The organism is Thalassoroseus pseudoceratinae, assembly GCF_011634775.1.
Lineage (GTDB): Bacteria > Planctomycetota > Planctomycetia > Planctomycetales > Planctomycetaceae > Thalassoroseus > Thalassoroseus pseudoceratinae.
Genome location: NZ_JAALXT010000001.1, coordinates 830557 through 856616, shown reverse-complemented (window position 1 = coordinate 856616; position 26060 = coordinate 830557). Strand labels below are relative to the sequence as shown.

Here is a 26060-nt window from a genome sequence, read left to right as displayed (position 1 = left end):
ATCGTAATGCAGTCCCGCCCGTTCCTCCACCCATCAACGGTGGCCATTTGGAACCTTAAATCGCACCGCCATCGCTGGCCCAATACGGCACGAACACCGTTCGTTGGGAATCTTCTTGTCGCTGCACGGCTTCACAGGCTTCCGCGTAGAGAAACTGTTGGCTGTGATGGACTTTGCCCTGTTTCGGTTTGATGGCTTGGTAACTTCCGTCCGATTGGAGTCGACGTCCTTTGACGTTGTCGTGGAGGCAAGACTGTAGAATTTTGAGCAACCGCTTGCGGCAATGTGAGCTTTCCACTGGGACGAGAAGTTCCACACGCCGATCGAGATTCCGTGGCATCCAGTCGGCACTCGAGAAGAAGACGATGTCATCTCCGCCATGATGGAAATGCACAATTCGACTGTGTTCGAGGTACCGATCGACAATGCTGACGACCTCGATGTTCTCGCTCAGACCCGGAACACCTGGCCGAAGACAGCAAATGCCGCGAATGTTCAATTTGACTTCGACACCAGCCTGAGACGCCTCGTACAGGGCTTGAATCAGGGTTGGATCAGCGAGTGAATTGACTTTGGCGTGGATATGCGCGTCGGAGCCGTCTTTCTTGCGTTGAATTTCCCCGGCGATCAGTTCGAGTAACTTCTCCCTCAACCCAATTGGGGCCATCTCCAACTTATCGAATCGTTGCGGCTGCGAGTATCCGGTGATCGCATTGAAGAACGCCGACGCATCTCCACCGAGCGTCTCATCGGTTGTGAAGAAACTGATGTCGGTGTAAAGCCGTGCGGTCATTTCGTTGTAGTTGCCGGTCCCGAAATGAATGTAACGCCGGATTCCCTGCGGTTCGCGTCGAACGATCACACAGATTTTTGCATGCGTCTTCAGACCTTTCACACCAAATATGACCTGCACGCCGGCTTGTTCCAGTTCCCTGGCCCAATGGATGTTCCGAGCTTCATCGAATCGGGCTTTCAATTCGACCAGCACAGTCACGTACTTGCCGGCTTCAGCCGCCCGCATCAGGGCGGCAACGATGGGGCTGTTCCGGCTAGTGCGGTACAAAGTCTGTTTAATAGCCAGCACGTCGGGATCATCGGCGGCTTCCTCGACGAGTCGGACGACGGGCTCGAAACTCTCAAACGGATGACACAGCAGCACGTCCCGTTGGGCGACCGAATCCAAAACGCTGGTGAAGTGTTCGAACTCTGGCGAGATTTGCGGACGTTGCGAATCGAAACGGAGATGGTCGAAGCCCTTGATGTCGGTCTGTCGAAAGAACGCAGACAATTCCAGCGGACCGCTGGCACGGTACACGTCTTGTTCGGTGACATCGAGCGTCTGCATCAAGAATTCGAGTGTCTTCGGTGAGACCGAATCCCCGATCTCCAGTCGTACGCAGCCGCCGGTTTTGCGTTCGTCGAGAACTTCTTCCATACCCACGAGCAAGTCGGCCGCCATGTCCTCCCGGACTGCCATATCCGCGTTTCGTGTGATGCGGAACGGAACACACGCGGCCACGGTTTCGCCAGGGAAGAAGCGATCGATGAACATCGTCACCACTTCTTCGAGCAGGATATACAGGTAGGAATGGTCCGACTGGACGTTGATGAACCGCTGTGTCGACCGGCCAAGAGGGATGACCGCGAAAAGGGGCACATCCTCACCGTCATGCGGTTTCAGCTCAACACACAGGTTCAATGTTTGATTGGCCAAGAGCGGAAAGTCCGCTTCACCGACAACCGCTTGAGGTGAAAGAATCGCAGAGATTTCTTTGTCGAAGAGTTGGCTCAGAAACCGCACTTGTTTTTCGTTGAGGTCCTGTGAGACAGCTCGCCGAATCCCTGCTTCCTTGCAGGCATTGTCGATTGATTGCAAACAGGCGTATTGATCGGCGACCATCCGATGCACACGTTCGCTAATGGCCGCAAGTTGCTGATCGGCAGTCATTCCGGCCGGGTCTGTGGAGATGCCACGATCACGAGATTGCATTTGCAATCCGCCGACACGGACCATGAAAAACTCGTCCAAATTGGACGCAGTGATCGCGAGAAACTTGAGCCGTTCCAGCGTGGGATTCGCCTCGTTGGTGGCTTCGTCGAGAACACGGTTGTTGAACTCGATCCAACTGAGTTCTCGGTTGATGAAGTGGTCTGGCGACATGACGCAACTAATTGGTAGAGGGTTTCAGAAATCGAGGCTAGTTCACAGGACGGATTACGCTTGCGGCAGCGATTCGGTGCGGAGCATCGGCGGCTTTCCGAAGATTTCTTCGAACAACGAGCCACTCTGCTTGAGTGCAAGTTGCTCCATCGCCAGTTCCTCGACGTGGGGGACGGTAATCACGATGCGATTTCGTTCATTCGAGCACTGAAGTTCCCGCACTCGCCGACTCCGCGACCGCCCTAACGCAATTGCCACTCGCAACATCGCCGCCATTTGACTGATGGCAATGCGATTTTCCCGCGACTGCCGCATGTACATTTCGTGAGTCGGTTTCGGGGATGATCGTCGATGGTATCGGGCGACCGTCGCGACGAGTTGCAAATCATGCTTGCTCATCCCGAACAGTTCGCTGTTGATGATCAGGTAGTAGGTGTGCTTGTGATAGCCGCGAGTCCCGATGAAAAAACCGATCTCGTGGAGCAACGCCGCCAAGTACAAAATCAAACCATATCGTGGAGGAAGTTCGTGTTCCTTCTCGAGTTGTTCAAACAGATGCCGCGTGAGGTTGGCAACATGGAGTGCGTGATCTTCGTCAAACTCCAGTTTGCGACCAAAACTGACGGCCGATCGGATGACTTGCTCGTGATAGTCGTCCATCCACGCGTCGCGAGCGGCCATATCTTGAAGCAAGCCGTCGCGAAGATTGGCATCACACACCAACACATGATTTAACTGCAATCGCTGTGCTAGCAAGACGTAACCTAGAAGCGAAGGCCCTAAACTTTCCGCGTCGGGCACGGAGAGATGGTCGCTGCGGACGAGTTCGTCAACGGATCGATCGAGGGTATTGTTCGCAAGCTTTTCGAGGTGAGCCAACGGAACTTCTTCGATCTCTTGCGGTGTGGACGGTGCCGTTGCTTGCGAGGCGGCATAACGAACATCACCGCCCAACGCGATTAACTCAAGACCCTGGTCCGTGGGGCCCTCGGCAGCGGGGACATTGCGAATGATTTCTTCGATCGTCAGACCAATTTGCGTCCGCATGATTTGACGCTCTTGGCTTCTCGTTTCGTTGTGCGAGTCCAACATTTTCCGAAGCCGAAGCGAACCCAGTCGAAATGTGTGCGAGTAAAGCACATCACCACGGTGCACCACGAGGATTTCGGTACTTCCGCCACCGATCTCCATAATCACCGCCCGGGCGGCGGCTAATTCCGGTCGCGATTTGAGCAGCGGTTGCACGCCGAGATAGGTGATCCGATTGACTTCCGCTTCGTCGAGCGCTTGAACATCCAGACCAGTCGCACTGTAGACTCGGTCCAGAAAGGCCAATCGGTTGTCTGCCTCGCGAACTGCACTCGTGGCAACCACACGGATTTGGTCGCTGCGTTCGATTCCGTATTCTCGGAGAAGTTTCCGATAGCTTCGGAGAACACGCACAGCGTCTTCGATGGTCGAACGGGCGATGCGTCCGCGTGAGAATGTATCTTTCCCGAGACTCACCGATTGTGAGAGGGTCTCAAGTGTGCGGTACTGCCCGTCGGCGTGAAGCTCGGCGATGGCCATCCGAATGGAACTCGTGCCTACGTCAATCACTGCCACCGGATGGATGGGGTTGTTCACTGACGGATTGGGCCGATTCGACGCGTCGGCACGCGGTTGGATGCCTTCCATCGTTATTCCAACCATTCGGAGAGGAACGAATTTCGAGTGAGAAACGATCCGCTCCCGGTCGAACTGCACTCTAGTCAAGCGACTATTCTAACGACTCGACTTGCAAAACGGGAGGGGCTGCGGCGTCGGTCAGGACATGTTTTGCCCAGGCGGCTGCTCCGAGGACAGCGGCATCGTCTCCGAGCTTGGCCGTCTCGATTCGATAGGTCTTCTTGTAGGAAGGCATGATAAAATCGGCGACGGTTTTCTCGACTTCTTTCACATACAACTCCGGCATGGCTTCGACCAATCCACCACCGAGCACAATCACTTCCGGTGCAAGCAAGTGGACCAATCCACCGACGGCATTTCCGATGTGGGCCGCTGCGGATTTAATGATGCGTTTGACCGAGTCGTCTCCATTTTCAACGGAATCGGCCAACGCGCCGCTGCGGATATCAGCGATGTTTGTTCCGACGGCTTTCCGTAAATGGGGAGCTTCACCGCGATACGCTTCCTGTGCGGCCGCAGCGGCAATTGCCAAGCGGCTCGCCACGGATTCCAATGAACCTTGCCGATCGTTCCCGGTGATTGGTCCACCCGCCATGATTTGCGTGTGCCCGACTTCCATGCACGTCACGTGGCGACCTTGGATGATCTCACCACGGTACACGCATCCACCGCCGATTCCCGTGCCCGGAAACACGCCAACCACACAGCGAGCGCGTTTTCCGGCTCCGAAGAGATATTCGCCGTAAACGCCGGCGTCGACGTCATTCAGAACAACAACTTGGCAGCCGAATTTCTTGCGGAGCTTGTCCGCGATATCGACATTGCGCCAACCAAGATTCGGAGCCTCAATCATTCGGCCCCGCTCGACATCGATCGGACCGGGACAGCCAATCCCGATGGCGGCCAAACCGTCGGCATCAATCTCCGCGTCGTCGAGGGCTTTCAAAATCGTTGCTTCGATTCGCTCGAGACCGGCTTCCAAACCCTCGTAACCTTTGGTCCGTTTTCGCTTGCTGCCAAGTGGCTTGAATTGGTCGTCGAAAACGGTTGCCATCATCTTGGTTCCCCCAAGATCGAAGCCCAACCAATGTGTTTTCGGAGTTTGCTCGCTCATTCGAATCTCAATCGTGTTGGAAGGTAAACTCGTCCGCATTAGAGAACAACGCATGGGACGATGCAAGATGATTCCATAGGACAACAGGCACGAGGCAACCCGTTCGGACGCTGGAATTCGACGAACACCTATGTTATACCGACCGCAACCAAAGAGGTATGTTTTTCCGGTGATGGTTGGTGCTAGAGAAAACACGGAAGACAATCTTGTGAACAACCGGCGGTTCTCTACCGTCGAATACCCCTTGCTGAGTGGAGAAATCTGATGTCGTTTCAAATTGGTGAAGCTCTCGTTGGTGAAGGCAATGAAGTCGCGCATATCGACTTGATTATCGGTGAAAAAGACGGCCCCGCCGGAACCGCGTTCACCCAAGCCCTCGCTAACCAAAGCAAAGGCCACTCGAATTTGCTCGCCGTGTTGGAACCAAACCTGGCCGTGAAACCAGCGACCGTGATGATCACCAAAGTGACCATCGACGGAGCGAAGCAAGCCGTGCACATGTTCGGCCCTGCTCAGTTCGCCGTTGCCAAAGCCGTCGCTGATAGCGTGGAGGCCGGTGTCATTCCTGCCGACCAAGCCGAAAAGCTCGTCATTGTCTGCGGTGTATTTATTCACTGGTTGGCTGAAGACGACAAAAAAATCTTCGAATACAACTACGAAGCGACGAAATTGTCGATCGAACGCGCCATGAAGAACGAGCCATCTGCTCAAGAAATGATCGCGAAGAAAGACACCGCGAAACACCCCTTCTCCGGTGTCTAATCGCCTGATTTTCCCGTCGTCGAGATGAAAATTCGCTGAGTCAATTCACGGGATGATCGACGATCGGATCCCTCGATCCCAACTCAGCGGTTTTCAAGGCGGCGGGAACGATGCGAACGATTCTTATTCAACTCGATACCGACACTCGTCCGTGCAGTTTTGACCGTGTCGTCGCGGTCGATGCGGGCGTGGACGAAATGTTCTGCTACGGCGGTGTCGATCCGGAGTCCGTTCCGGGTTTGGTTCGCGGTGGGATGTTCACTCGCGGAATCGATGACCTCAAAAACACGGCTGTCTTCGTCGGCGGGAGCAGCGTCTCTGCTGGCGAAGCCGTGTTCGAGGAAGTGCAGAAGACGTATTTCGGTCCGGTGCGAATGTCCGTGATGATGGACTCCAACGGCTCGAACACGACCGCTGCCGCAGCGGTACTCTCCGCGCGGAAACATCTCGATCTCTCGCAATGTGAAGCCCTTGTGCTTGGGGGCACCGGTCCCGTTGGGATGCGAGTGGTTCAGCTTCTCGCGATGGAAGGAGCCAGTGTGCGAATCGGCTCCCGTTCGCAAGAACGTGCTGACGAGGTCAGTCAAACCGTCGAGAAAACACTGGGGAACGCAAAAGTTTCCGGACGCGGCCTGCGAAGCGATGATGATCTCAACAAAGCCCTCGACGGATGCCAATTGTTGATCTGTGCTGGGGCTGCCGGGGTGCAATTGGTTTCTCAGTCGCAGATCGAATCCGCTGCCGCGTTGCAGGTCGCCATCGATCTCAACGCCGTCCCGCCCTTGGGGATCGAGGGGATTGACGTTACCGACAAAGCTAAGTCTGTCTCAAAGCCGAATGGCTCAGGCGATGTGCTTCTCTATGGTGCGATCGGCGTCGGTGGACTGAAAATGAAGATTCACAAGGCGGCCATTCGCAAATTGTTCACCGCGAACAATCACGTTCTGGATACTGAGGCGATCTACCGTGTCGGCGAGGGATTGGTCGCTGGGGCTTGAACACCGGCCTCAAAGTCGACAAACTCAGATGAACAGGATGGCATCCGGATTTGAGAACGGGACAGTATGCCCACTGACGTTGAATTGATGCTCCAAGTTCAACGAGGGAAACGCGACGCATTCGGAGAACTCGTCGAGCGGTATCGGTCCGCATTGACACGGGTCGCCCGAAGCAAAATCTCTGATGCCGATGCCGCGGATGATATCGTCCAAGAAACATTTTTGGCGGTTTACGCATCTCGGCAGACGTACAATCCCAATTTTGCTGTCCGCACGTGGATTTGGACGATCCTGCTCAATCTCTGTCGCAAATACCTGGACCGTCGCCAGAAACAAGCTAATCGAATGAGCAAGATCGGTGCGTTGTCATCACCGATTTGTGAAGACTCCGGCTTGACGGCATTGTTGGTGAGTGAACGCCGCGACGAAATCGCCGCCTTGCTCGATGAGTTGCCAGAAGCCCAAGCGGACGCTCTCCGACTGCGGTTCTTTGGGGAACTCAAGTTCGCTGAAATCGCGGAAACGATGGGGTCGAGCGTCAGTGGTGCGAAAGTCCGTGTCCGGAAAGGACTTATGGCATGTGCCCAGCTGGTTCGGGATCGCTCGGTCTTGGATGAGGAGTCCAAGCCGTGATAAAAACCGATCGAATTCAAAGCGTTAATCTGCTCGCTCGAATGATCTCGCCCGACGCGGGAGGCCGAATATGAACTGTGACGAAGCCTTTGATGTACTGACGCAACCCGATTCGCCACGGCGACAGGAATTGTTGTGGCATCTCGATATGTGTCCCCGTTGTCGCGAGCTTCAGAAAGTCTTGGAACCGGCGTTACTGATGTTTGAGAATCACGACTCCGCTCCGACGGGAGGGAGCCGCGAATCTTCAATGCCGTTTCCAATGCGTCAGACGTTGAATTCGCACGTGCCCCGCCCGGTCAACGTTTCTGAAGAAGCGCTCGATCTGGCTGAGCAAACGGCAAACCAATGGAAGCGGAACCGCGTTCAACGGACGTGGCGGCGGGTCGGGGTCGTTGCACTCTCGGTTTGCTGTATGGTGATTGCGGTTCAGTCGTGGATGACGCGGAAATCCAGTCTTGGAACGCAAACCCAAGCCCCGACCGCTGCAACTCTGCCAGTCGATTCGTGTTTATGGGTGGCCCAGGACCAAGACGTCTCCATTCCGTCCACCATGAGTAATCATGAGATCATCTTGTCATGTGTGGCTTGCCATCTTCACACAGACGGGTCGCTGTAACACAGCTGTTTTCGGGGTGATGTTGAAAGCTATTGGCAAGCGGACGCAAACTTTGTAGGCTTCTCCGTCGTCCGCCAACTGGATGCGTTGACCGGTCGCTCAGGATGCAGCGATCTGCCAACAACCATAGATGCTCGCTCTGCGACGTGAAAGGATTCACCGATGAGTGCTGTTCCGTTCCCGGCTATCGTCAGTCGACCGAAACCAAAGCCGTCGACGACGGGACAATCCACGCCCATCGAATTGGAATCCGTGGCGTGCCTACTCTGCGAAGGAAATCGCTTCTCGACTGTAATCGTTGCCCCCGATCCGTTGACGAAACTGGGGGGCAATTTTCGAGTCGTGCGATGTAGCGACTGCGGGCTTCACTTTACGAATCCGCGACCGACGGTGAACTCCATCGGCATGTTCTATCCCGACGACTACGCCTGTTGGAGCGGTCAGGAAAAGAAACCGAAGTGGAAAGACCGCCTCAGACAGTCCTCGGAACATCTGATCTTGCGTCGGTATTTTGGATACCCGAATCCCACAAGCATGTTGGAATCGTTCTGGGCGAATGTCGGGGCTGCTTGGATCAGTCGTAGTGACCGTCGGCAGGATTGGATTCCCTGGCGTTCGCCAGGCCGTCTACTTGACTTTGGCTGCGGTGCCGGCGCATTTCTTCAAGCCATGCAGCGACACGGTTGGGACGTTTGCGGAATGGATATGTCCGCTGCGTGTGCCGCTGGCGTGACGGAACGCACCGGGATTCCCGTCCACGTGGGCACGCTGCCGCATCCCGATTTGAAACCCGAATCGTTTGATGCCGTTACGATGTGGAATGCTCTAGAGCACGTCCATGAACCCCGCGAAACATTGACAGCCGCGAATCAACTGTTGCGACGAGGTGGGATCGTGGTTGTCGGTGTACCGAACATTGACTCCTGGGCGTTTCGTCAATTCCATCAGGATTGGTACCCGCTCAAACTGCCACGGCATCTCACGCACTTCACACCGCTGACGTTGCAGGAAATGGTCTACCGCTGCGGATTCCGTCCGCTGCAACTCGATCACATCTCCCGACCTCACTTCCTCCGCAAGTCCGCCCGCATGGCCGTTGCGAACGGTCAGGCATTACGATGGCCGCGAATCCTCAAAAACAAACACGCCGCCACCGCCGTCGCCAACTGGACCGAACGCACCCGCCAAGCCGAATTTATCCGCGTTGTCGCGGAGAAAGTGTGATTATTCGGCTTTCGCTTCGGTCCCCAGCCAAGTCGTGTTTCTGTCCGGGGCGGCGAATTTCATTTCGTATGCCCAAGGGTTTTTCGTTGGCGCTTGGACAATCTTTGCCTCCGACTGCAAAACACGTACGAATAACTCATCGCTTTCGAGGCCGATCCAAACGGTGCTAGGAAGTGGCTGTTCGTGCGCTTGCAGCATGATACTGCAACCGTCTCGGTGAACGGAGCAGATTGCTCCCGCGTCCCACTCGATTTCAAAACCGATAACGCGGCGGAAGAACTTCACGCTACGCTCAGGATCACTGACGGCCAGGACCGGGATTGTATTTTCGATCTGACGGCGCAGCATCATACACGATCCGGCAATCTCATGGTTTCGAACGCCAATGTTCGTCGGTGAGGCCAGGACAGGTACCAGCTTGACCGCCTCGCAATTTCAAAAGCTGGGTTAGGCAGCTATAACCCACCTTGAGGCTATTTGTGCTGAGTTAAGGTTCCTGCGCCAAATATCTTTGTTCCGCGAGGACCGGTCGATGTATATGCCAGTTCGATCTTGCCATCAACAATTTTTCCTCGACCGAACCATTTGTCTTTTCCCAAGGGCGATTCAATGATGACCACACCGTCACCGTCGGCAGGTCCTGTGCCCTTAATCGGAGCTTCGAACTTCCGCCCTTTGCTATCGGTGATCGCAATTGCACCTTCGAAGTGGTCTCCATTCCGTTTGGAGATCGACATCGCCCAATTGATTTTTGTCTTGTTGCTATCCCGTGCGGTGCCTCCCCAAACACTGGCGACTTCAAATCGATCCTTCTTTTTCGGTTTCTTGGCGGGACGCGACCGTTCGGCGACCTTGGGCAATTCGTCAGCGGCGGTGAAGCGAAATTTGAATTCGTTCTCGATCTCTGGCGTGATTGGTCCATGTAAGTAAAAATTGTTGCCGTTGGCACGACCGTATAGGCCAAGGTGCTTCCCCGACCACTTATGGAAAAGGTAATAGCTGCCATCGTCCTTTTTGATCAACTTGAACTTGTAGCGGTCTTCGTGCCCTGCCGGTATTGGCCCCCACAACATCGCAAGTGCGCCATTGTCGGTCCCTCTGGTGACCAAGCATTTCTCCGCTAGCTGATGGATCAAGTAGTAGTGTTCGTCTTCTCCCGATTCGACGAGCTTGAAACGATAGGCCATCTCGTCGCCCTTGTGGATCGGGCCCCAGATGTGGACGCCCGCTGCATTGAGATCGGAGTGAGCCGACATGTACTTGCCCGACCGAATGTGTTCGAGGTAATAGGACCGCCCGGCCTTCGGTTGCGCAAAGACTGGTCCAGTACACATCAGAAGCAATACGAACGTTAGCAGTCGTCGATTGTTAGGTCGCATTTCTGGCCCCGGTTGTCACGGTTTTGGATAGTCAGGTTATTCCCAATCTTTGCGGGAACCGGGGCAGTCTGACATGTTCACTGGTCATGTGTCAATGGTGCAATGGCTGTTGCGATACTTTTATCTCTGGGCCATGTCCGAGTCGTCTACATAAACAGTTGTAGGGGGCGTTGCAACGCACCATTACAGAAGCCTGTTCTCGAACGTGGTGCGTCGCGACGCACCCTACGACTCGATCCGGCAATCTCATGGTTTCGAACGCCAATGTTCGTCGGTGAGGCCAGGTCAGGTACCAGCTTGACCGCCTCGCAAGTTGAGAAGCTGGGTTATGTTGAGCTAACCCAGCTGGCGGCTGCTGCGATTGTTGACGTTACTTTCGCATTGATCGTTGCCATTCTTCGGGTTTCTCGGCCATGTCCGAATCGTCTTCGTACGTCTCTTGTAAGTCTTTGAGTTGTTGTTTGAGTTGGGCGATTCGTTTTTGGGCTTTGGGATTGTTGTATTGATTGGTGAGTTCGTCTGGGTCGTCGTTGAGGTTGTAGTATTCCCATTCGTCGAACTGATAGAAGTGGATGAGTTTCTCAGTTTCGGTGCGAATACCAGTGTGGCGGGGAACCATGTGAACACTAGGGTATTCGTAGTAGTGATAGTAGATGCTCTTTCGCCAATCTTCCGGCCGTTTTCCCTTCAATAGTGGGACGAGTGATTTGCCTTGCATATCACTTGGGATGTCGAGACCGGCGATGTCTAGGAAGGTTTCGGCGTAGTCTAGGTTTTGAATCATCAAGTCATTGCGGGAGCCGGGTTTTGTGACGCCGGGCCACTTCGCAATAAAAGGCATTTTGAGCGATTCTTCATACATCCATCGCTTGTCATACCAACCATGATCACCAACGTAAAAACCTTGGTCGGATGAGTAAATCACAATCGTATTGTCCGCCAAGCTTAGGTCATCAAGTGTCTGCATGAGTCGGCCGACATTTTCGTCCACGCCTTTGATACAACGGAGGTAATTCTTGGCGTAGCGTTGGTACTTCCAACGGACGAGATCGCGTCCGCTGAGGTTGGCTTCGTGGAATGCCTTGTCTTTCGGACCGTACGCGTCACGCCAAGTCTTGAGTTGCTCCGGTGACATGCGTTTCATGTTGTTCCAGGCTGATTTGTCTTGCCGTTTCTGCGAGGCCGGTGATGAGAACTCCGGCGTGAGATCGACGAACAAATCATAGTGGAGATCCATATGCCGATCGATTTCCAACTCTTGATGACGAGCCGGCGGGGCGTTGTCTTGGTAGTCGTCGAATAGTGTCGTTGGTTCGGGAATTTCAATGTCGTCATAAAGGTGCAGGTGTCGAAGCGCAGGCATCCAGTTGCGGTGCGGGGCTTTGTGTTGGCACATGAGCATAAACGGCTTGCCAGACTTATGGTTCTCTTGCAGCCATTCAACCGCCATGTCTGTGACGATGTCCGTGCAATAGCCCTTGATACGAATTTTTCCGTTCGGTGTGAGGAAGTCGGGGTTGTAGTACAGACCTTGACCGGGCAGCACTTTCCAGTCATCAAAGCCTTGTGGTTTGCTCTTAAGATGCCACTTCCCGAAGAAGGCGGTTTGGTAGCCACCTTTGCGGAGAAGTTTCGGGAAGGTTTGCTGATTGCCGTCAAAGTTGTTGCCGTTGTTCATGAAGCCGTTTTTGTGACTATGTTTTCCCGTGAGAATGACGGCTCGGCTTGGCCCGCAGATCGAGTTTGTGCAAAAGCTGTTCTCGAAGAGCATGCCTTGGCTGGCGAGGCGGTCGATATTCGGGGTCGGATTCACGGACTTCAACCATCCATCGTATGCGCCGATGGCATGGGGGGCGTGGTCGTCGGTGAAGATGAACACAATGTTCGGCCGGTCGGCGGCGAGACCGATCGACGTTGACATCATGCAACCCAAGAGAATGAAGGGACTGAGCAATCGTTTGAGCATGGTTTTTCGCGTTCGTTTGAGGCTGGAAATGACAGTGTGGGACTGACAGTACAATGGCTGTAGTGTATCGATCTGCCAATTTCATCCCAACCGAACGCGCAAAAACAAGAGGCCACCTTCGATTTGAAGATGGCCTCTTGGATATTCAATGTTCGTTGCGGCTTCGTTGGTTCTATGGTTGAGCCGTTTGGCGTGAAATTGGGGTCAGGCGGCTGGCGGGCGTGCCGTGACTGTAGTTGTAGGTGTGTTCCACATTCGGTGCCAACGGCATTCCGACTGGCATGCCATACCCTTGTGCCCCGTAGATTTTGCCATCACGTGGGTCGAAGTAGTAGGGATTCGTCGGGTAAGTCACACGGGACGATCCGAATTTCGGTAGATCGATTTGGCAATGAATGTCGAATCCACTCTCACCTTTCTCCAACGCAATTTCCTGGGCCGTCTTGCATCGCGAAGGACACCACGGGCAGCAGCAGAGAAAACAGTTGCGAAGGTAGTCATCAAAGTAAGTGGGATAGGCTTTTTTCTCATGATAGTTTTCCACGAGACCGTCCACACATTCTCGTGGGGTTGGCATCAGATGGAAGATGCTCCGGGGGGCGGGACATTCCTCGACGGTATGGCTGTAGGGTTGCGGACGATATCCGGCGTGATAAGGCGTTGGAGCTGGACGATGCATTGGCGGAGCTTGCTGATGCATCTGCGGAGGCGGTGTCGGTTGCGGCGTCGCAGGTGGTGCGAGTTCGACGACTCCGGCGGCCTCATCGTCAATTGTTTGCGGTGATGATGCTTCGTCGGGAGCCGGAACGGCAATCTGTGGCGGAAGCGTTTGGGCCATCACGGAAGACCAAAAGGTCCCGCAGACCATTGCGGTCGCGAGCGAGAACGAAATGATTCGATGTCGCTCGATTCGAGTTAGAAACATGATATTGAACTCCCGAAGTGAACCGGTCACCGAATGGGGTCAGTTCCGGAACAGGGAAAGTGTTGAGAGAAACGCGGAAGATCGTGTCGTTACCTGCGGGTTGATGGAGTTCACCAACCCGCAGAGTTCCGATTCCATGGCTGCGTCACTACGGTCCACTGATAAACAGGCCAGCGGAGTTGTCGACGGAGACGTTGGCACCGCCGCTCGCGTCGAGAACCACGTCGTTCGGGCTCGCTGTGATGACGTCGATACCTCCATCAAACAGTAGGTTTGCGGTTGTTCCGCCACCGATGAACGAGCCGGATAGCCCCTCCATGTTGCTTGGTGTGGAGAGAACCGAAGTTCCACGATTTCCAAGCAGTCGGAAGTTGACCGTCGAAGTTCCACCGCCGTCATCCACCTGAATCAGGATGGGGTTGAAGTTGACTTGGTTCTGAACACTGACGGCATCGAGAGTGATATCGAGATTGCCCTGAGCGGAGGCACCATCGCCAGCGATTCGGATTCCGTTCCGAGTCGCGTTGTCGAATGTCGAGTTGGCGACATTCAGTACGACCGTGCTCCCAGCTCGGGAGTCCACTTGCAGACCGTCGCCGATTCCAGCGGCATTGGCATTGTCAAAGCTGGAGTTCTCAATGCTTGCGTTGACCGTACCACCCGAGCCAGCCACGACCTGCATGCCCTTGCCGTTGTTGTCAGCAATGACGTTATTGAGGTTGGCGTTGATCGTCGAGTTGGTGGCATCGAGTCGCACACCGACGGCACTGCCCGAAACTTCACTGACATTGTTGATCATTAGATCAAGCGAGGAACCACCACTGTTTGTGATGCCGATGCCTGCTGTAGAATTCGGATCGGAGCTTGCAAACCGTACGTTTTCGATGCGACCCAGACCAGCGGCGTTCGAGAGCAGAATTCCACTGCCGGACCCGGTCGAGTTGCCTGCCGGGATATCGCGGTTGATGTTGAGGATGTCGAAATCTCGAATTCCACTTCCGGCGATCGAGGCTGCACCGGGTGAGGAAATCAGGTTGAGCGAGTTGACTTCGTTCTGGTTAGCCAATGTGATGACAGGACCACCACCTGGAGCACTCACGAACGGAGCTGGTCCGCTGCTGGCGAAGTTCGGGAACTGGAATGTTCCGCGACCCGAAGCTTCAAAGAGGTGTGCTTGGCCTTCCCCAAGAACCCGCGTGCAATCGGCAAGTTGAACGCCTCCGACGATTGGGTTGGAGGCACTTGTTCCCGCACTGCGGACGAGAATCACGTCACCAGGATTGCCACTGGCGGAAGCGAGGCTCTTATACGGGTTCTCGGCGGTACCGTTTCCGCCAGGAGCCGCGGTCGCGTTCACGTGATTGACAAAGTAAGCCTGCCCCGTCTTCGGGTTGATCGCGGCATTCTGGATGCGAGTTCCAGCGGTCTGCCGGACGGCAACGCGATTGTAACGGAACGGTTCTTCGTACATTCGGTCCGCTAGACGTGGTTGTCGATACCAGCGGCAGCAATCGCTGAAGTCCCAGCGGTTCATGCGTTTGACATCGAGTTTGTAATCGACGCCCAACACCACATTGGTGCCGAAGAAGTCGTCATCGGTCACGCGAACCTCAGCGGCGGCAGCTTCGGTAATGTTGGCTCGCACGATGGCCCGGAAACCGGTTTCCGCATCGCTGACTTCCGGATCGTAAATGTATGCACCGAGATAAGTCTTCAACCACGGGTTCCCCGGCATCGGAAATCCGATCGAGAAGTCACCGCCGGTCATGGCGTTTTCAGAGAACTGCGTATCGACAAACACAATCTGGTTGCCCGCGTATTCCGGGTTGGTCCCTGTGACCATTCGCGATTGTCGAGTCTCGGTTTGCAGTGGGAAGTATCCGTTCACGACGATGTCGAAGTTTCGCGTCAGCAATTCGACTCCCGCTGCGATTTGATCGTAACGGTTCTCGGAAATGCTTTCATCGGAATCGTACCAGACGTTCCCGCCGAGAATGTAAGAGTCGCTCAATCGGCGATAGCCGAGACCAACGTTGGTTCCAAGATCCCCATCGAACTGAACCAACATGCGTGAGTTGCTATACACCATGTTGTTGTCATTGGGTTCATAGATTGGCATGAAATAGCCAACCGTCCAATAGCCGTCTTCGTAGCCGATACCATCACCTTGATAGTAGTGACCGACCCAGTACGCCTGAGGCACGTCTTGGGCGAATTCCACGGTATCTTGCTGAGGCGTGCCGACCCAGAACGAACCATTGGACGCCGTGACGGGTTGTCCGCCTGCGTTCGGTTCGCGGGAGAGCAACTGCAACGGAGCGCCGGTTGGCTGCGAGATGACCCGGCGTTCGGTTTCTTGGGGAGCGGCGGGAGCATCCGGAATGACTTGAATCGAGCCGTCATCTTCCGGCGGCGCAATCATTTCGACCACGCCAGTCTCGTCTGGGCTTTCGGTGGTCGGTCCGGGAGACGGCGGTAGCGGTCCCGGCGTTTCATTCGCAATTGGCATGACAACCGGTGGCGAGAACCGCTGACCAAGTTGAACAACTCCCTCGGAACGTGAAACCGATTTTGATCGGCTTCCCAACTGAACGATTCCGTCCTGATTGGCTGCCGGTTCAGCAGCCTCTGTTGTCCCGACGGCGCCAAAGACGACGCCCGTCGACAGGATGAAACTAGACAATCCTCTACGCATCGGTCGCTCCGTAGATGGGAGAACACTCGCCACGGGGTCGGAGTGATCCGCCCTGCGGTCGGCTGGGTCGTGCTACACGGCTCGGGATTGCTGGAACCGATCGCGGGGATTGCCAACGTCATCGGGCGACGACATCGGCTTCGATCGGAAGTCACGGACAATCCGGCGGAGCCTTGATTTCGGAACCCGCGTTGCGAGACGCAGATTCCCAACAATGCGTTGACGCGAAATTTCGCGCAAAATCGCTATTGACAATATCGGCGCTTCGACCCTTGAACTTGGGAGCATTCCTGCAATCGTCAATATCCAACCAGGATTGAACCCAGAACTCGCCCAAAAACACGCCGTCTGCAACGAAAAAAAGCAGGCCACCTCTTTTCAGAAGCGGCCTGCTCATCAGAAGGTGGAAACTCGGACGGGATCAGCGAACGAGTTTCCGGCTCTCGTGGATTCGGACTCAGAGTTTTCGCAATTGGGGCAGAGAGAGATTTGTCACATCGTCAGTTTCGTCGCATTCTGACGTTAGTCGTTCAACACGCCGCCGCTGCACGTGGCACCGGAACTGTAGGCGGCACCGCCGGATTCACCGACCGCACCCGCACAGGCGATCGAGCAAGAACCGTTTCCGTCACAGGCATCCATCGCGTCTGCGAACGCTGACCCCGGGGAATACGCCTTGATTCCCCCGCCATATCCGTAGCCACCAAAGCCGCCGTAGTATTTCCGTCCCAGGAACCCACCGAAGTAATAGCTTTGGTTGAGTTGACCGATGGCATCCCCGACGTCGTTGAGCTCACTGACCACCGCGTGTTGCACTTCGGACAATCCGACAACAAGGCCAATCACAAGGAGCGTGGCGATGATCACGAGTTCGGCGGAAACGATGAAGCCATTTTCGTCGTGGCAGAATTGGCGGACCAGTTGTGTCGTGGTTTGGTTGGGCATTGGGTCGAGTCCTCTGAGAGTAAAACAGTCGTTGAACGTGATCGTTGAAATCGGCTTGATCATGTGAATCAGCATGACCGTCTCAGCCGGTTTCGTCGTACTGATTGCTCTAAAAGGCACATCGCGTACCACTGACGCAATTGGCACAATCGTTACAACCGGACCGTCTTGCGTAATCTGCACAAACTGTTTCTTGGAAACGATTTCGGGCCACTGATCTTTTGGAAAGACCAGCAGCCCGATTCTGGAAACGTCATACGGCCGTTTCACGAGTTCAACAGATTGTCAATGCGAGTGTTCGATAGTTGAAACGTTCTCGCAATCTCTCACTGTGTTACTCCGCTGTGGCGACTTGCGTGGTTTCGATCCGTGCGTGACTGCTGCGGCGACTGCCTTCTCGGTCGCGGGACTTGCGATGCTTCATCTCACGTTTATGACCTTCCGGGGCTCGATCGTGATGACGATGACGCGGTTCGGCTTTGTGATGATGATGGTGACGGTGTTCGGATTCGATATGGGGCACCTCGTCACACATCAATGCTTGCACGCCCTCATCACAATCGTCTCTGGTATCGAAGAATGCCGAACCGGTCGAGTACGCCTTCAGGTGACAGTCAATCGCGCTCTCGCTGGCGAAACCCTTGTAGTAATAGGTTTGGTCGAGACTGCCGATCGCTTGGCCGACGTCGGACAGTTCGCTGACCAACGCATTCTGCACGCTGGTTAATCCCACCACTAAGCCCAGGACCAGCAGTGTGCCGACGACAACCAGTTCAGCGGAAATCAGAAACCCACGGTCGTCGTGCCAAAGCGTCATCAAAGTTGTCTTCATGTGTTGTCTCCAGGTTCATGGGGTGTCGATTTATTGGGAGACCGATCGTTACCGGTCGTTTCATCTGAGAAAAAAACTATCGGAAAGTCAGGAATTGAAATGACTGACATCTCGCATTCGGATGACCACATGCACCGGGAGCGGAACTCGACAACCCCATCGCTCGCGTTGAGCCAGCGATTTGGACGACGCATCTAATCGACTCTCCGATAGTTGAAAGACCGGGGATCAGCCGGTCGGCTTGAGGCGATGGTCTCTCAGGTCACCGCCTCGTGGCGCCTTCTCCACGCCACACACGCTCTCTCATCAAAACGGTTGGACGGCGGCGGGAAACGCGGCTCGAATCGTGACAATCGTCACTTTCCGAACAACACTCCCAACCGTGAAAATCCGTCATTCCGTTACAGTCGATTCAATTTGCACAGCCCGTACCAAACGCAGGATCGGAATAATCGTTAAATTCGGAACTCTGTCGTAAACCATTGGTACGGTGTCGTTTGTGTCATTGATTGTTTCTGGGAGACCAGAGACGGATTGAAGCAACCGGCGGTTTCGGATTCGGGGATTGAACGGTTCGTTAGGGCAAGTGTTTCGAAATTTGAACACGTCGAAGACGCTGGATCGCTAGGATTGGCGGGCAAGAATCGATACGGTAGGGATTCGCTCGACAACGACATTTCTGCGAAGGCCGCGACGACGATGGGAAACTGCTTGGTGACGGGAGGGGCCGGTTTCATCGGCAGCCATCTCACGGAAAGGCTGCTCGACCTGGGACATCAGGTGACGGTCCTGGATAATTTTTCGACCGGGCGGGAACAGAACTTAGCCGCCGTGGCCGACCATCCACGGTTGCGGATGATTCATGGCTCGATTTCCGATCGCACGATTTTGACCGATGCCCTGCCCGGTACGGACACCGTTTATCACTTGGCGGCTGCCGTCGGAGTGAAGTTGGTCGCGGACGATCCGGTGCGGACAATCGAAACCAACATCTATCCCACTGAATTGCTGCTGCAATTGGCTGTTCAGGGCGGACAACGGTTCTTCTTGGCGTCCACGAGTGAGGTCTACGGGAAGAATCCGAAAGAAAGTTGGACCGAGGACGACGATCTCGTGCTCGGTTCAACCGCCAAACCGCGTTGGGCTTATGGATGTTCCAAAGCAATCGACGAGTTTCTAGCACTCGCGTATGCACGCAAGTACGATTTGCCCGTGGTGATCGGTCGGTTTTTCAACGTGGTTGGTCCGCGTCAGGTTGGCCATTATGGAATGGTGATTCCCCGCTTCGTCGATCGTGCCCTCGCTGGGGAACCGCCGGTTGTCTACGATGACGGTGGCCAAGTCCGATGTTTTGCCCACGTCCGCGAAGTTGTGGATTGCATCATTCGCCTGGTCGAAACGCCCGCCGCACATGGTCGAGTTTTCAACGTCGGTGGGGATTCTCCGGTTTCAATCCGTCAGTTGGCGGAGGAAGTCGTGGCGAGAGTCGATCCGAATTTGGAAATTGATTCGTTACCATATAACGCCGCTTACGGTTCCGACTTCGAGGATGTCCGGCGACGTGTGCCGTGTTTGGATCGTTTGCAGAGTGTGTTGGGGATGAAGCCGAGTTTGTCGCTCGGTGAGATTCTCGACGATATCATTCGGTGGAAACGTGAACACAAAAACCACGCTGCCCACGATTGACGATCGCTATTTGCTCGAATTGGCGACGGCGCCCGCTCAGCGGCTATTTCCGGTTTTGGATCGGACGATCGCGTTGCGTCCACTGCTAGTATTGCTCGCGGTACTACCGGTGATGTACGCGGTTGCGAATCGGTCATTCTCGTCAATGGACGCGGAATGGGGGTTGCGTGCGTTGGAAGTTCGCGGAGCCTTGTCGAGCGATGCGTTGATCTTTGAACAAGAGTTGATCGGCCATAATCAGTCGATCAACAATTCCCGTTTGATCTGGCAACCGCCTTTGGTCAGTTGGCTGACGGCTGCCATTATGCAATTCAGCGGAGCGACAGAACCATGGATTGTCGTACTGGTTTCGGCCTGTTCGACGAGTGGGTTGGTCTTCGCCATGTTCGCGTTGGCCCGTGCGCTCTGGAATGATCGAGTCGCGTGGTGGGCAGCGGTGATCATGGCCATCCACGGACCATTTCTGATGATGTCTCAAACCGCGTGCCCGATTGCATTACCCATGCTGTGTGCCGTTGGCACGTTCTGGGGTGTGATTTGTCATCTCAAGCGGCGACCACGACTCATGACGTGGCCGTTATCGGTTGCTGTAATCTCGCTGAGCGGTTGTTTTCTGAGTGGCGGTCCGTTGGCGATCGCGGTTCTCGTACCAATCTCGTTGTACTGGTTCTATTGGTATCGCGATGTGTCGTTGGAACGTCAACGAAGCGGATTGCCGCCGAAACGGCGAACGCGTCGCATGACGTTGGGCGCACTTGGCATTCTCTTACTCGTTAGCTTGATTCTCGGTGGTTGGTGGTCGATCTGGATGACCTTGCTGCACGGTCGGGACTTCGTCGGTGAATGGTTGACCGGTCCCGATGTTTTCCGGTTTTCCCAACGGCCCGTTGACGGAAGCAGTTCCCTGTACCGATTGCTGTGGTCCAACGTGCAAGTCTTCACCGCCTTCGCGGCGTTTGTGATGGTGGGAATTGGCTTGGCAGTTCTGCGTTTGGTTCGCCGAGTGGGGTTTGTTGTGGGACGCCGCCCTCCCGCCGCGTTTTTGCTCAGTTGGTTCTTCTGCGGTTGGGTCATCTGGAGCTTTTGCGTGATGTCTTCCAACGTTTCTTTGGAAACACGACTGCTTTGGCAGAGCTTCGCACTGCTCGCGGGAATTCTGTTTGCCGCGTGCGCGATCGAGGCCGTGACGCAGCGACGATTACCAACCTTCACGGTAGTGTTGTTGACCCTCGCGACAGGACTGCTGTTGATGACGGTACCGCCGCAGGTGTCGTTCACACGGTCCTACGCGGTCCGCCCCAAGGTGACACATCCCGCGGCAGTGAGCGGGCCGATCGCACTCGGAAAAGTCGAACGAAGCGACGATCAGATCATCGAACACCGACCACCGGAATTGCTACCGTCGTTCTCACAGATGTCCGAGAAGCTTTCGTTGTCCGTCCGCGTCTGGCTGACGATTGGGCTGTGCTGCTTTGTGGTGGTCGGTTTATGGCGGCTCTATCAGTTTCTGGATCGGCACGACCAGCGACACCGTGTCGTGCTCATCGTTTGTTTGGTCGTTGTCTTTTTTCTCGATGGGTTAGTGGGCTGGCGTGGCGTTCAAAATCGCCGCCTGAAAGACGATGTGCTGGCGATGTTGCGTCGTGATTTTGAGTCGATCGAAACCGTCGAACGATGGAGCGTCTTGGCTTCGCGACCCATCCCACCAAGTCTGGAATACACGGTTCACGCCGTCTGGCCGAATGCGAAGCGAGTCCTGATTGACTCTTGGGATGATGTGTTGGCCATCTCCCTTGCGATGAATGAGACGCGAATGCGGTCCACGATCGTCATTGAATGGAAAGAACAAACGACGCGACCGATCGCGTTGCGGATGCCAAAGATGCGTGTCCGTGAGGTCGGGCAACCTCGGTTTCTCTGGAAAAAGCGACTGCGGACATACTACATTGTCGAAGAACCCGCCAAAATTCCGTCTCAAACATAGCTCACGCTGTGTCGGTCGAAATCCATTTGGACCCGTTCCGGTTTGAGTCGTGCTGTCAGGCGTTGGTTCACCGATATCGATCAGAACTTTGAACCCAACCACCGTCGCTTTCCCCCGCCGAAAACACCGAGGCTTTGATGCGATTTTCCGCACGAATATCTGTCTGGATGCTGTTGCTTGTTGGCTTTATTGGATGTGGTGGCAACGAAGAGCCCAAGGATGCGCCGCCAGCGGAAAAGAAGAACACCGGTCTGCCCGCTGATCCAGTTCAGGCTCCTTTGATCGCCCCGCCGAGTGGGAGTGGATATGTCGAAGGCGGTGCAACCGTGCAACTCTTGCCGGACCCTCCCATTCGAGAAGTCGATACGCCCAAGAACGGACCGCAATTCCTGCTTGTAAGGATTCCCGTCGAAAAGCAGGCCCAATTCGTCCCGGCCGACTACAAAATTGAAATTGAGGAAAACCGGTACGAGCCACATGCGGTGGGTTTTGGTCAAGCCGGGCAGATTTATGCATCGGTTGACGAACTCGTCGGTGAAACCGTGGAACTCCAACCATCCGCGAAAGATGAACCTCAACACGACGGTCGCAAAATCCGCCGCGTGATGTTGGGGACGCCGCAAGTGGTGCTGTTGTACGATGTCCCAAAAGTTGCCAGTCCCGTGTTGCGGCATGGTGAAGACGCGTTTCCGTTGAATCCAGATTTAGACGCACTCAAAAGCCAAATCGGTGACGATGCGGTTTCATCGATGGCTCAGACGACCGGGGTGCGTAGCCCGGATCAGATGAACGCAGCACCGTCGTACGCCGTGCAAGTTGTCGATGCAGAACGATTGAATCTCGACATCACCGGCGTCAAAACCAACGCCGTTCGCTTGGTTGTCGAAGTCGTGCCAGATCAAGCCGGACGAGTAACCCTTAACCGGAAAGATTTGGCGTTGATCGCCTCCAATGCCGGTCCGACCGGACGCGGTGGCCCTGTTTTCTTCGACTTCATGGACATCAAATATCAACCGGTTTACAACTCCGAAATCCAGACCGGTGAACGCTTCGAAAACCGGGAGTTGTTTGGCTTGTTGTCCGGTGGGGTGACGTTTCCCGTCGATCCGGCTGAACCGGCGCGAATGCAATTGTTCTTCCCGAACCCGCCGGCAACATCGGAACTCTATCTGCACTTCCCTGGTGTTTCGCCGGTGAGTTTGGCGGATGCCGTGGAACCGTTGAGCAAGTTTCCCACCCCCGAAACTCGGATGCCTGATTACGTGGCCCGCGCGCCGATTGTCGGGGAAGCGGTCGATGCGAAGTTTCTCTCGGGATCGGTTCCGATGGCCGACAACCCAGCGAACTGGCAAGCGACACGTCCACAGACTCCAGGTAGCGGTCAACGGTTTCTGACATTGGAGTTCAAAGTGTCGGGTGACGCCGAATTTACCCCAAACGATTACGTTCTATTCACTCCTGGCGTTGTTCGTTATCAACCGGTTGCCGTCTCGTTTGGCGGTACGGACAAGTTTGTTCGAGGACTGGGTTACAGCCAAATGAAACTCACCACGGGCCCACAAACGGCTCCCGTTGGTTCGTCCTCACAGCCAACCGGTTGGACGCTCGCCAAGCCCACGCTCACACTTCTCTACGAACTTCCCAGCGAACCCCGTTACGTGTTCGTCCATGGAGAGACACAATTCGTGATCGAGATTAAGAACTGAGTCCGATTTTTGCGTGAATGTCGCTGTGACTACGACGACAAGTCAGATAGTCACTATTGTTGAGTCTGAGCGTCAGAACACGGTATACTCAGGGCGTATGTGGCTCGACTGATTTTTTCACCCAATGGAGAGATGGAATGTCACGGCGACAAACTTTGTGGGCCTGGGGGGGAGTGCTGAGCGCTGTTGCGTTGGCCATGCTCTTCGGCGTGCCAAAATCCGATGCTCAAGTCCAACGTGAGACGAAACCGGAGCCGAAAGCCTCAAAGACCGTCGCCGTGGCGGAACTACTTCCTCAGAATGCCGTGATTATGCTGCATTGTGCGGGAAGTTCGACGCACGACGACGCATGGAAAGCAACCGCTGCTTACGAGGCACTGTACGAATCAGGTTTGATGCCGGTTGTGCACAAGGTCTTCGATTCGTTCAAAGTTCAGGCGATGCAATCCATGCCGCCCGGTGCGGGCGACTTCAGCCTGTTCAACGACTTGTATGAGCACGTCATGGAGAACGGTGTTTCGTTAGCCGTCGCGCTGCCTGCAATGCAAGGCCCACCGTTGCCATACGGTGTCGTTGTGATTCCGGGAGCCGCGGACTTGGAACCGCAAATCAGCGGATTCATTCGCAAAGCGAGTGGTGGCGATTTGGAGTTTCAGGAAACCGAAGTCGAACAGCGAGCGGTCGTCAGCGCGACCCTCCCCGACAATCCCATGGTGGAGTTCGGATGGTGGACCGAAGGCGATCACTTGGTGGCGACCGTCGGTGTCGACGCCGTTCACCAAGCCGTTTCCATTGCATCGAAAACGACCCCCAACGCCTTGGCTTCGCCGGTTTGGAAATCACTCCAAGCGGAAACGGCCGACAACGTGAGTGTGGTCTCGCAAGGTTGGTTCAACTTCGCCCAACTTCGCGACACCTTCGGGCAAATGCCGATTCCAAACCCCAATCGGGATCCGGAAGCCGATCCGTTGCAAGTCAACGATGTGTTGGCCGTTTTGGGAGTGGATAACCTGGGACCAATTCGGTTCCGCACCGGATTCCGTGGCAAAGCCCAATGGACCGAGATCCACGCGATTGCTCCTGGTCCGCGGAAAGGATTGCTAGCGTTCGACGATCAACCGTTGATGTCGCTCGACGACTTACCCGTCTTGCCAGCGTCGACGGAAGCGTTCGCGGCGTGCAGCGTGGATTGGTCTCGCTCCTACGATGAACTCATTGGACTGATTCGTGGCCTGAGTGAATTCGGCCCCCCCGATGCAGCCGCGATGACTGATGGTGTGCTGCAAAGTCTGCCGCAGATCGCGGGCTTCGATCCCAAGACCGAGTTCGCGGACACATTCGGACCGGTTGCCTGTGTCTATACGGACTCGGCAAACGGAATTTTCGGTTTGGGCAGTGCGGTCGCTATCCAAGTCAAAGACGCAGATACGCTGAATGACACACTGGATCACATTTTCGGCGTGATCCGTGAGCAGACGACACCTCGAGAATTCCGGATTCGCACCAAGACCAAACACGGTGTGAGAATCAAGACTTTGGAGATCGGGGGCGGTGTGTTCAACCCGTCATATAGCATCGTGGATGGTTGGCTCGTCATCGGGATTTTGCCGCAAAGCGTTGAGGCGTTTTCATTGCGAGTCGATGGTACCCTGCCCCAATGGGAGCCCAACCAGGAATTCCAAACCGCTTTCGAGGACTTGCCGAAAGAGTTTACGTCCCTCGTATACGTCGATCCGCAGAAGAGCGTGCAGACATTGGCTGGTTTCGCACCGGTCATTCTTCCCATCATTAAGCAAGTGATGGGAATCCAATCAGCATTTCAAAATCAAAACCAACCGTTCCAAGGCCGCGCACCGATCATGGACATCGCCTTGGCGGAATTGCCACCAGCGGAATTGATCGCGGCGAATCTGTTCCCGAATTTGACCGTTAGCACGAAGGACGAAACTGGCTTTCACTGCTACAGCCGAACGTCTCTCCCAGCGATTCCACTGCTCGGGAACGGTGGTGGAAGTGGTGTGGCGGTCGCAGCCGTCGGGGTAGCCTTGATTCTGCCAGCCGTTCAGCAGGCACGCCAAGCCGCTCGACGAACGCAGTCCAAGAACAACCTCAAGCAGCTCGGGCTCGCGTTGCACAACTACCACGACACCTTCCGACACTTCCCGATTGGCACCCATCCCAATGAGGACTTGAAGCCTGAGAAACGGCTCAGTTGGATCTACGATATCCTGCCGTTCATAGAACAGAATTTTCTCTTTGAACAAATCAAAGACAGTGAAGCATGGGACTCGGAAAACAACGCGGAGTTCGCATCGAGTACGATTCACACGCTCATCAACCCTGGAAGTGTTCCCGTTGAAATCACCGAAGGAGATTTCGGCGTCACGAATTACGTGGGAATCGCAGGCATCGGCAAAGACGCGGCGACCTTGCCGATCACTGATAATCGTGTGGGAGCGTTCGGTTACGATCGAAAGATTAGCTTCCGAAACATCACCGACGGAACCTCGAACACCGTGGGGATTTCAGAGGCCTCTGGTAAAATCGGGCCGTGGGCCGCTGGTGGTGATAGCACACTGCGTTCCTTCACGAAGAAGCCATACATCAACGGCCCTGATGGAATTGGCGGCCCGTTCACGGGCGGGTGCAATATGATGATTCTCGATGGCTCGGTTCGGTTCATTTCCGAAAACATCGATCCTGAGGTCATGGAAGCACTCTCAACTATTCATGGTGGTGAAGTCATCGGAGACTTCTAGATCA

20 protein-coding genes are annotated in these 26060 nt (G+C 55.0%); 10 read left to right on the top strand and 10 right to left on the bottom strand.

Annotated elements, in window-relative coordinates; translation table 11 throughout:
- Positions 1-55: 55 nt before the first annotated feature.
- The 3 genes from ppk1 to G6R38_RS03115 form a co-directional block, all read right to left on the bottom strand.
- Positions 56-2161 (bottom strand): polyphosphate kinase 1, encoded by a 2106-nt coding sequence (ppk1, locus tag G6R38_RS03125; protein WP_166820208.1) that lies wholly within the window; start codon positions 2159-2161, stop codon positions 56-58.
- A 54-nt stretch (positions 2162-2215) separates the two neighbouring features.
- Positions 2216-3838, bottom strand: a complete 1623-nt coding sequence (locus tag G6R38_RS03120) for a Ppx/GppA phosphatase family protein (protein WP_166820207.1) — start codon at positions 3836-3838, stop codon at positions 2216-2218.
- Between the two features lie 82 nt (positions 3839-3920).
- The gene (locus G6R38_RS03115; RefSeq protein WP_166820206.1) at positions 3921-4943 is read right to left on the bottom strand and encodes an ROK family protein; all 1023 of its coding nucleotides are present in this window, start codon (positions 4941-4943) and stop codon (positions 3921-3923) included.
- A 264-nt stretch (positions 4944-5207) separates the two neighbouring features.
- Here G6R38_RS03115 and fae point away from each other — a divergent pair, with 264 nt between their 5' ends.
- The 5 genes from fae to G6R38_RS03090 all read left to right on the top strand — a co-directional run bounded on the left by fae (position 5208) and on the right by G6R38_RS03090 (position 9179).
- Positions 5208-5705: a formaldehyde-activating enzyme gene (gene fae, locus G6R38_RS03110; protein ID WP_166820205.1), complete on the top strand. Its 498-nt coding sequence runs from the start codon at positions 5208-5210 to the stop codon at positions 5703-5705.
- A gap of 110 nt (positions 5706-5815) precedes the next feature.
- The gene (locus G6R38_RS03105) at positions 5816-6703 is read left to right on the top strand and encodes an NAD(P)-dependent methylenetetrahydromethanopterin dehydrogenase (protein ID WP_166820204.1); all 888 of its coding nucleotides are present in this window, start codon (positions 5816-5818) and stop codon (positions 6701-6703) included.
- A gap of 66 nt (positions 6704-6769) precedes the next feature.
- Positions 6770-7336: an RNA polymerase sigma factor gene (locus G6R38_RS03100; protein WP_166820203.1), complete on the top strand. Its 567-nt coding sequence runs from the start codon at positions 6770-6772 to the stop codon at positions 7334-7336.
- Between the two features lie 70 nt (positions 7337-7406).
- On the top strand, positions 7407-7955 hold the full coding sequence (locus G6R38_RS03095; protein WP_166820202.1) for a hypothetical protein: 549 nt from the start codon (positions 7407-7409) through the stop codon (positions 7953-7955).
- Positions 7956-8117: 162 nt separating this feature from the next.
- Positions 8118-9179 carry a class I SAM-dependent methyltransferase gene (locus G6R38_RS03090; protein WP_166820201.1) on the top strand — a complete coding sequence of 354 codons (1062 nt, stop codon included), beginning with the start codon at positions 8118-8120 and terminating at the stop codon, positions 9177-9179.
- On the opposite strand, the gene G6R38_RS03085 is transcribed toward G6R38_RS03090, so the two are convergent.
- The 5 genes from G6R38_RS03085 to G6R38_RS03065 all read right to left on the bottom strand — a co-directional run bounded on the left by G6R38_RS03085 (position 9180) and on the right by G6R38_RS03065 (position 16144).
- Positions 9180-9530 carry a VOC family protein gene (locus G6R38_RS03085; protein WP_166820200.1) on the bottom strand — a complete coding sequence of 117 codons (351 nt, stop codon included), beginning with the start codon at positions 9528-9530 and terminating at the stop codon, positions 9180-9182. It abuts the gene before it with no gap.
- 122 nt (positions 9531-9652) lie between these two features.
- Positions 9653-10558 (bottom strand): RICIN domain-containing protein, encoded by a 906-nt coding sequence (locus G6R38_RS03080; protein ID WP_166820199.1) that lies wholly within the window; start codon positions 10556-10558, stop codon positions 9653-9655.
- A 370-nt stretch (positions 10559-10928) separates the two neighbouring features.
- Positions 10929-12524 (bottom strand): sulfatase family protein, encoded by a 1596-nt coding sequence (locus G6R38_RS03075; RefSeq protein WP_166820198.1) that lies wholly within the window; start codon positions 12522-12524, stop codon positions 10929-10931.
- 172 nt (positions 12525-12696) lie between these two features.
- Positions 12697-13449 carry a hypothetical protein gene (locus G6R38_RS03070; protein WP_166820197.1) on the bottom strand — a complete coding sequence of 251 codons (753 nt, stop codon included), beginning with the start codon at positions 13447-13449 and terminating at the stop codon, positions 12697-12699.
- A 148-nt stretch (positions 13450-13597) separates the two neighbouring features.
- The gene (locus tag G6R38_RS03065; RefSeq protein ID WP_166820196.1) at positions 13598-16144 is read right to left on the bottom strand and encodes an inverse autotransporter beta domain-containing protein; all 2547 of its coding nucleotides are present in this window, start codon (positions 16142-16144) and stop codon (positions 13598-13600) included.
- Positions 16145-16186: 42 nt separating this feature from the next.
- Between G6R38_RS03065 and G6R38_RS28235 the strand changes: the two genes are divergently transcribed.
- Positions 16187-16321 (top strand): hypothetical protein, encoded by a 135-nt coding sequence (locus G6R38_RS28235; protein ID WP_261345350.1) that lies wholly within the window; start codon positions 16187-16189, stop codon positions 16319-16321.
- Positions 16322-16666: 345 nt separating this feature from the next.
- On the opposite strand, the gene G6R38_RS03060 is transcribed toward G6R38_RS28235, so the two are convergent.
- Positions 16667-17089 (bottom strand): hypothetical protein, encoded by a 423-nt coding sequence (locus G6R38_RS03060; protein ID WP_240928047.1) that lies wholly within the window; start codon positions 17087-17089, stop codon positions 16667-16669.
- Between the two features lie 334 nt (positions 17090-17423).
- The gene (locus G6R38_RS27800; RefSeq protein ID WP_206028439.1) at positions 17424-17921 is read right to left on the bottom strand and encodes a hypothetical protein; all 498 of its coding nucleotides are present in this window, start codon (positions 17919-17921) and stop codon (positions 17424-17426) included.
- Positions 17922-18551: 630 nt separating this feature from the next.
- Here G6R38_RS27800 and G6R38_RS03050 point away from each other — a divergent pair.
- From G6R38_RS03050 to G6R38_RS03035, 4 genes are all read left to right on the top strand, one after another.
- The gene (locus G6R38_RS03050; RefSeq protein ID WP_240928046.1) at positions 18552-19607 is read left to right on the top strand and encodes an NAD-dependent epimerase/dehydratase family protein; all 1056 of its coding nucleotides are present in this window, start codon (positions 18552-18554) and stop codon (positions 19605-19607) included.
- Positions 19576-21591, top strand: coding sequence for an ArnT family glycosyltransferase (locus G6R38_RS03045; protein ID WP_166820195.1), 2016 nt, complete (start codon positions 19576-19578; stop codon positions 21589-21591). Before G6R38_RS03050 ends, G6R38_RS03045 begins: the two co-directional genes overlap by 32 nt.
- Before the next feature lie 137 nt (positions 21592-21728).
- Positions 21729-23297 (top strand): hypothetical protein, encoded by a 1569-nt coding sequence (locus G6R38_RS03040; RefSeq protein ID WP_166820194.1) that lies wholly within the window; start codon positions 21729-21731, stop codon positions 23295-23297.
- Between the two features lie 137 nt (positions 23298-23434).
- Positions 23435-26056, top strand: coding sequence for a DUF1559 domain-containing protein (locus G6R38_RS03035; RefSeq protein WP_166820193.1), 2622 nt, complete (start codon positions 23435-23437; stop codon positions 26054-26056).
- Positions 26057-26060: the final 4 nt, after the last annotated feature.

What these genes read in the sequence shown, in the direction of transcription:
- G6R38_RS03105 (WP_166820204.1), top strand. Translation starts at nt 5,816, where the DNA reads ATGCGAACGATTCTTATTCAACTCGATACCGACACTCGTCCGTGCAGT.
- fae (WP_166820205.1), top strand. Translation starts at nt 5,208, where the DNA reads ATGTCGTTTCAAATTGGTGAAGCTCTCGTTGGTGAAGGCAATGAAGTC.
- G6R38_RS03115 (WP_166820206.1), bottom strand. Translation starts at nt 4,943, where the DNA reads ATGAGCGAGCAAACTCCGAAAACACATTGGTTGGGCTTCGATCTTGGG.
- G6R38_RS03075 (WP_166820198.1), bottom strand. Translation starts at nt 12,524, where the DNA reads ATGCTCAAACGATTGCTCAGTCCCTTCATTCTCTTGGGTTGCATGATG.
- G6R38_RS03085 (WP_166820200.1), bottom strand. Translation starts at nt 9,530, where the DNA reads ATGATGCTGCGCCGTCAGATCGAAAATACAATCCCGGTCCTGGCCGTC.
- ppk1 (WP_166820208.1), bottom strand. Translation starts at nt 2,161, where the DNA reads ATGTCGCCAGACCACTTCATCAACCGAGAACTCAGTTGGATCGAGTTC.
- G6R38_RS03035 (WP_166820193.1), top strand. Translation starts at nt 23,435, where the DNA reads ATGTCACGGCGACAAACTTTGTGGGCCTGGGGGGGAGTGCTGAGCGCT.
- G6R38_RS03065 (WP_166820196.1), bottom strand. Translation starts at nt 16,144, where the DNA reads ATGCGTAGAGGATTGTCTAGTTTCATCCTGTCGACGGGCGTCGTCTTT.
- G6R38_RS03040 (WP_166820194.1), top strand. Translation starts at nt 21,729, where the DNA reads ATGCGATTTTCCGCACGAATATCTGTCTGGATGCTGTTGCTTGTTGGC.
- G6R38_RS03080 (WP_166820199.1), bottom strand. Translation starts at nt 10,558, where the DNA reads ATGCGACCTAACAATCGACGACTGCTAACGTTCGTATTGCTTCTGATG.
- G6R38_RS03070 (WP_166820197.1), bottom strand. Translation starts at nt 13,449, where the DNA reads ATGTTTCTAACTCGAATCGAGCGACATCGAATCATTTCGTTCTCGCTC.
- G6R38_RS03095 (WP_166820202.1), top strand. Translation starts at nt 7,407, where the DNA reads ATGAACTGTGACGAAGCCTTTGATGTACTGACGCAACCCGATTCGCCA.
- G6R38_RS03060 (WP_240928047.1), bottom strand. Translation starts at nt 17,089, where the DNA reads ATGCCCAACCAAACCACGACACAACTGGTCCGCCAATTCTGCCACGAC.
- G6R38_RS27800 (WP_206028439.1), bottom strand. Translation starts at nt 17,921, where the DNA reads ATGAAGACAACTTTGATGACGCTTTGGCACGACGACCGTGGGTTTCTG.
- G6R38_RS03090 (WP_166820201.1), top strand. Translation starts at nt 8,118, where the DNA reads ATGAGTGCTGTTCCGTTCCCGGCTATCGTCAGTCGACCGAAACCAAAG.
- G6R38_RS03100 (WP_166820203.1), top strand. Translation starts at nt 6,770, where the DNA reads ATGCCCACTGACGTTGAATTGATGCTCCAAGTTCAACGAGGGAAACGC.
- G6R38_RS03120 (WP_166820207.1), bottom strand. Translation starts at nt 3,838, where the DNA reads ATGGAAGGCATCCAACCGCGTGCCGACGCGTCGAATCGGCCCAATCCG.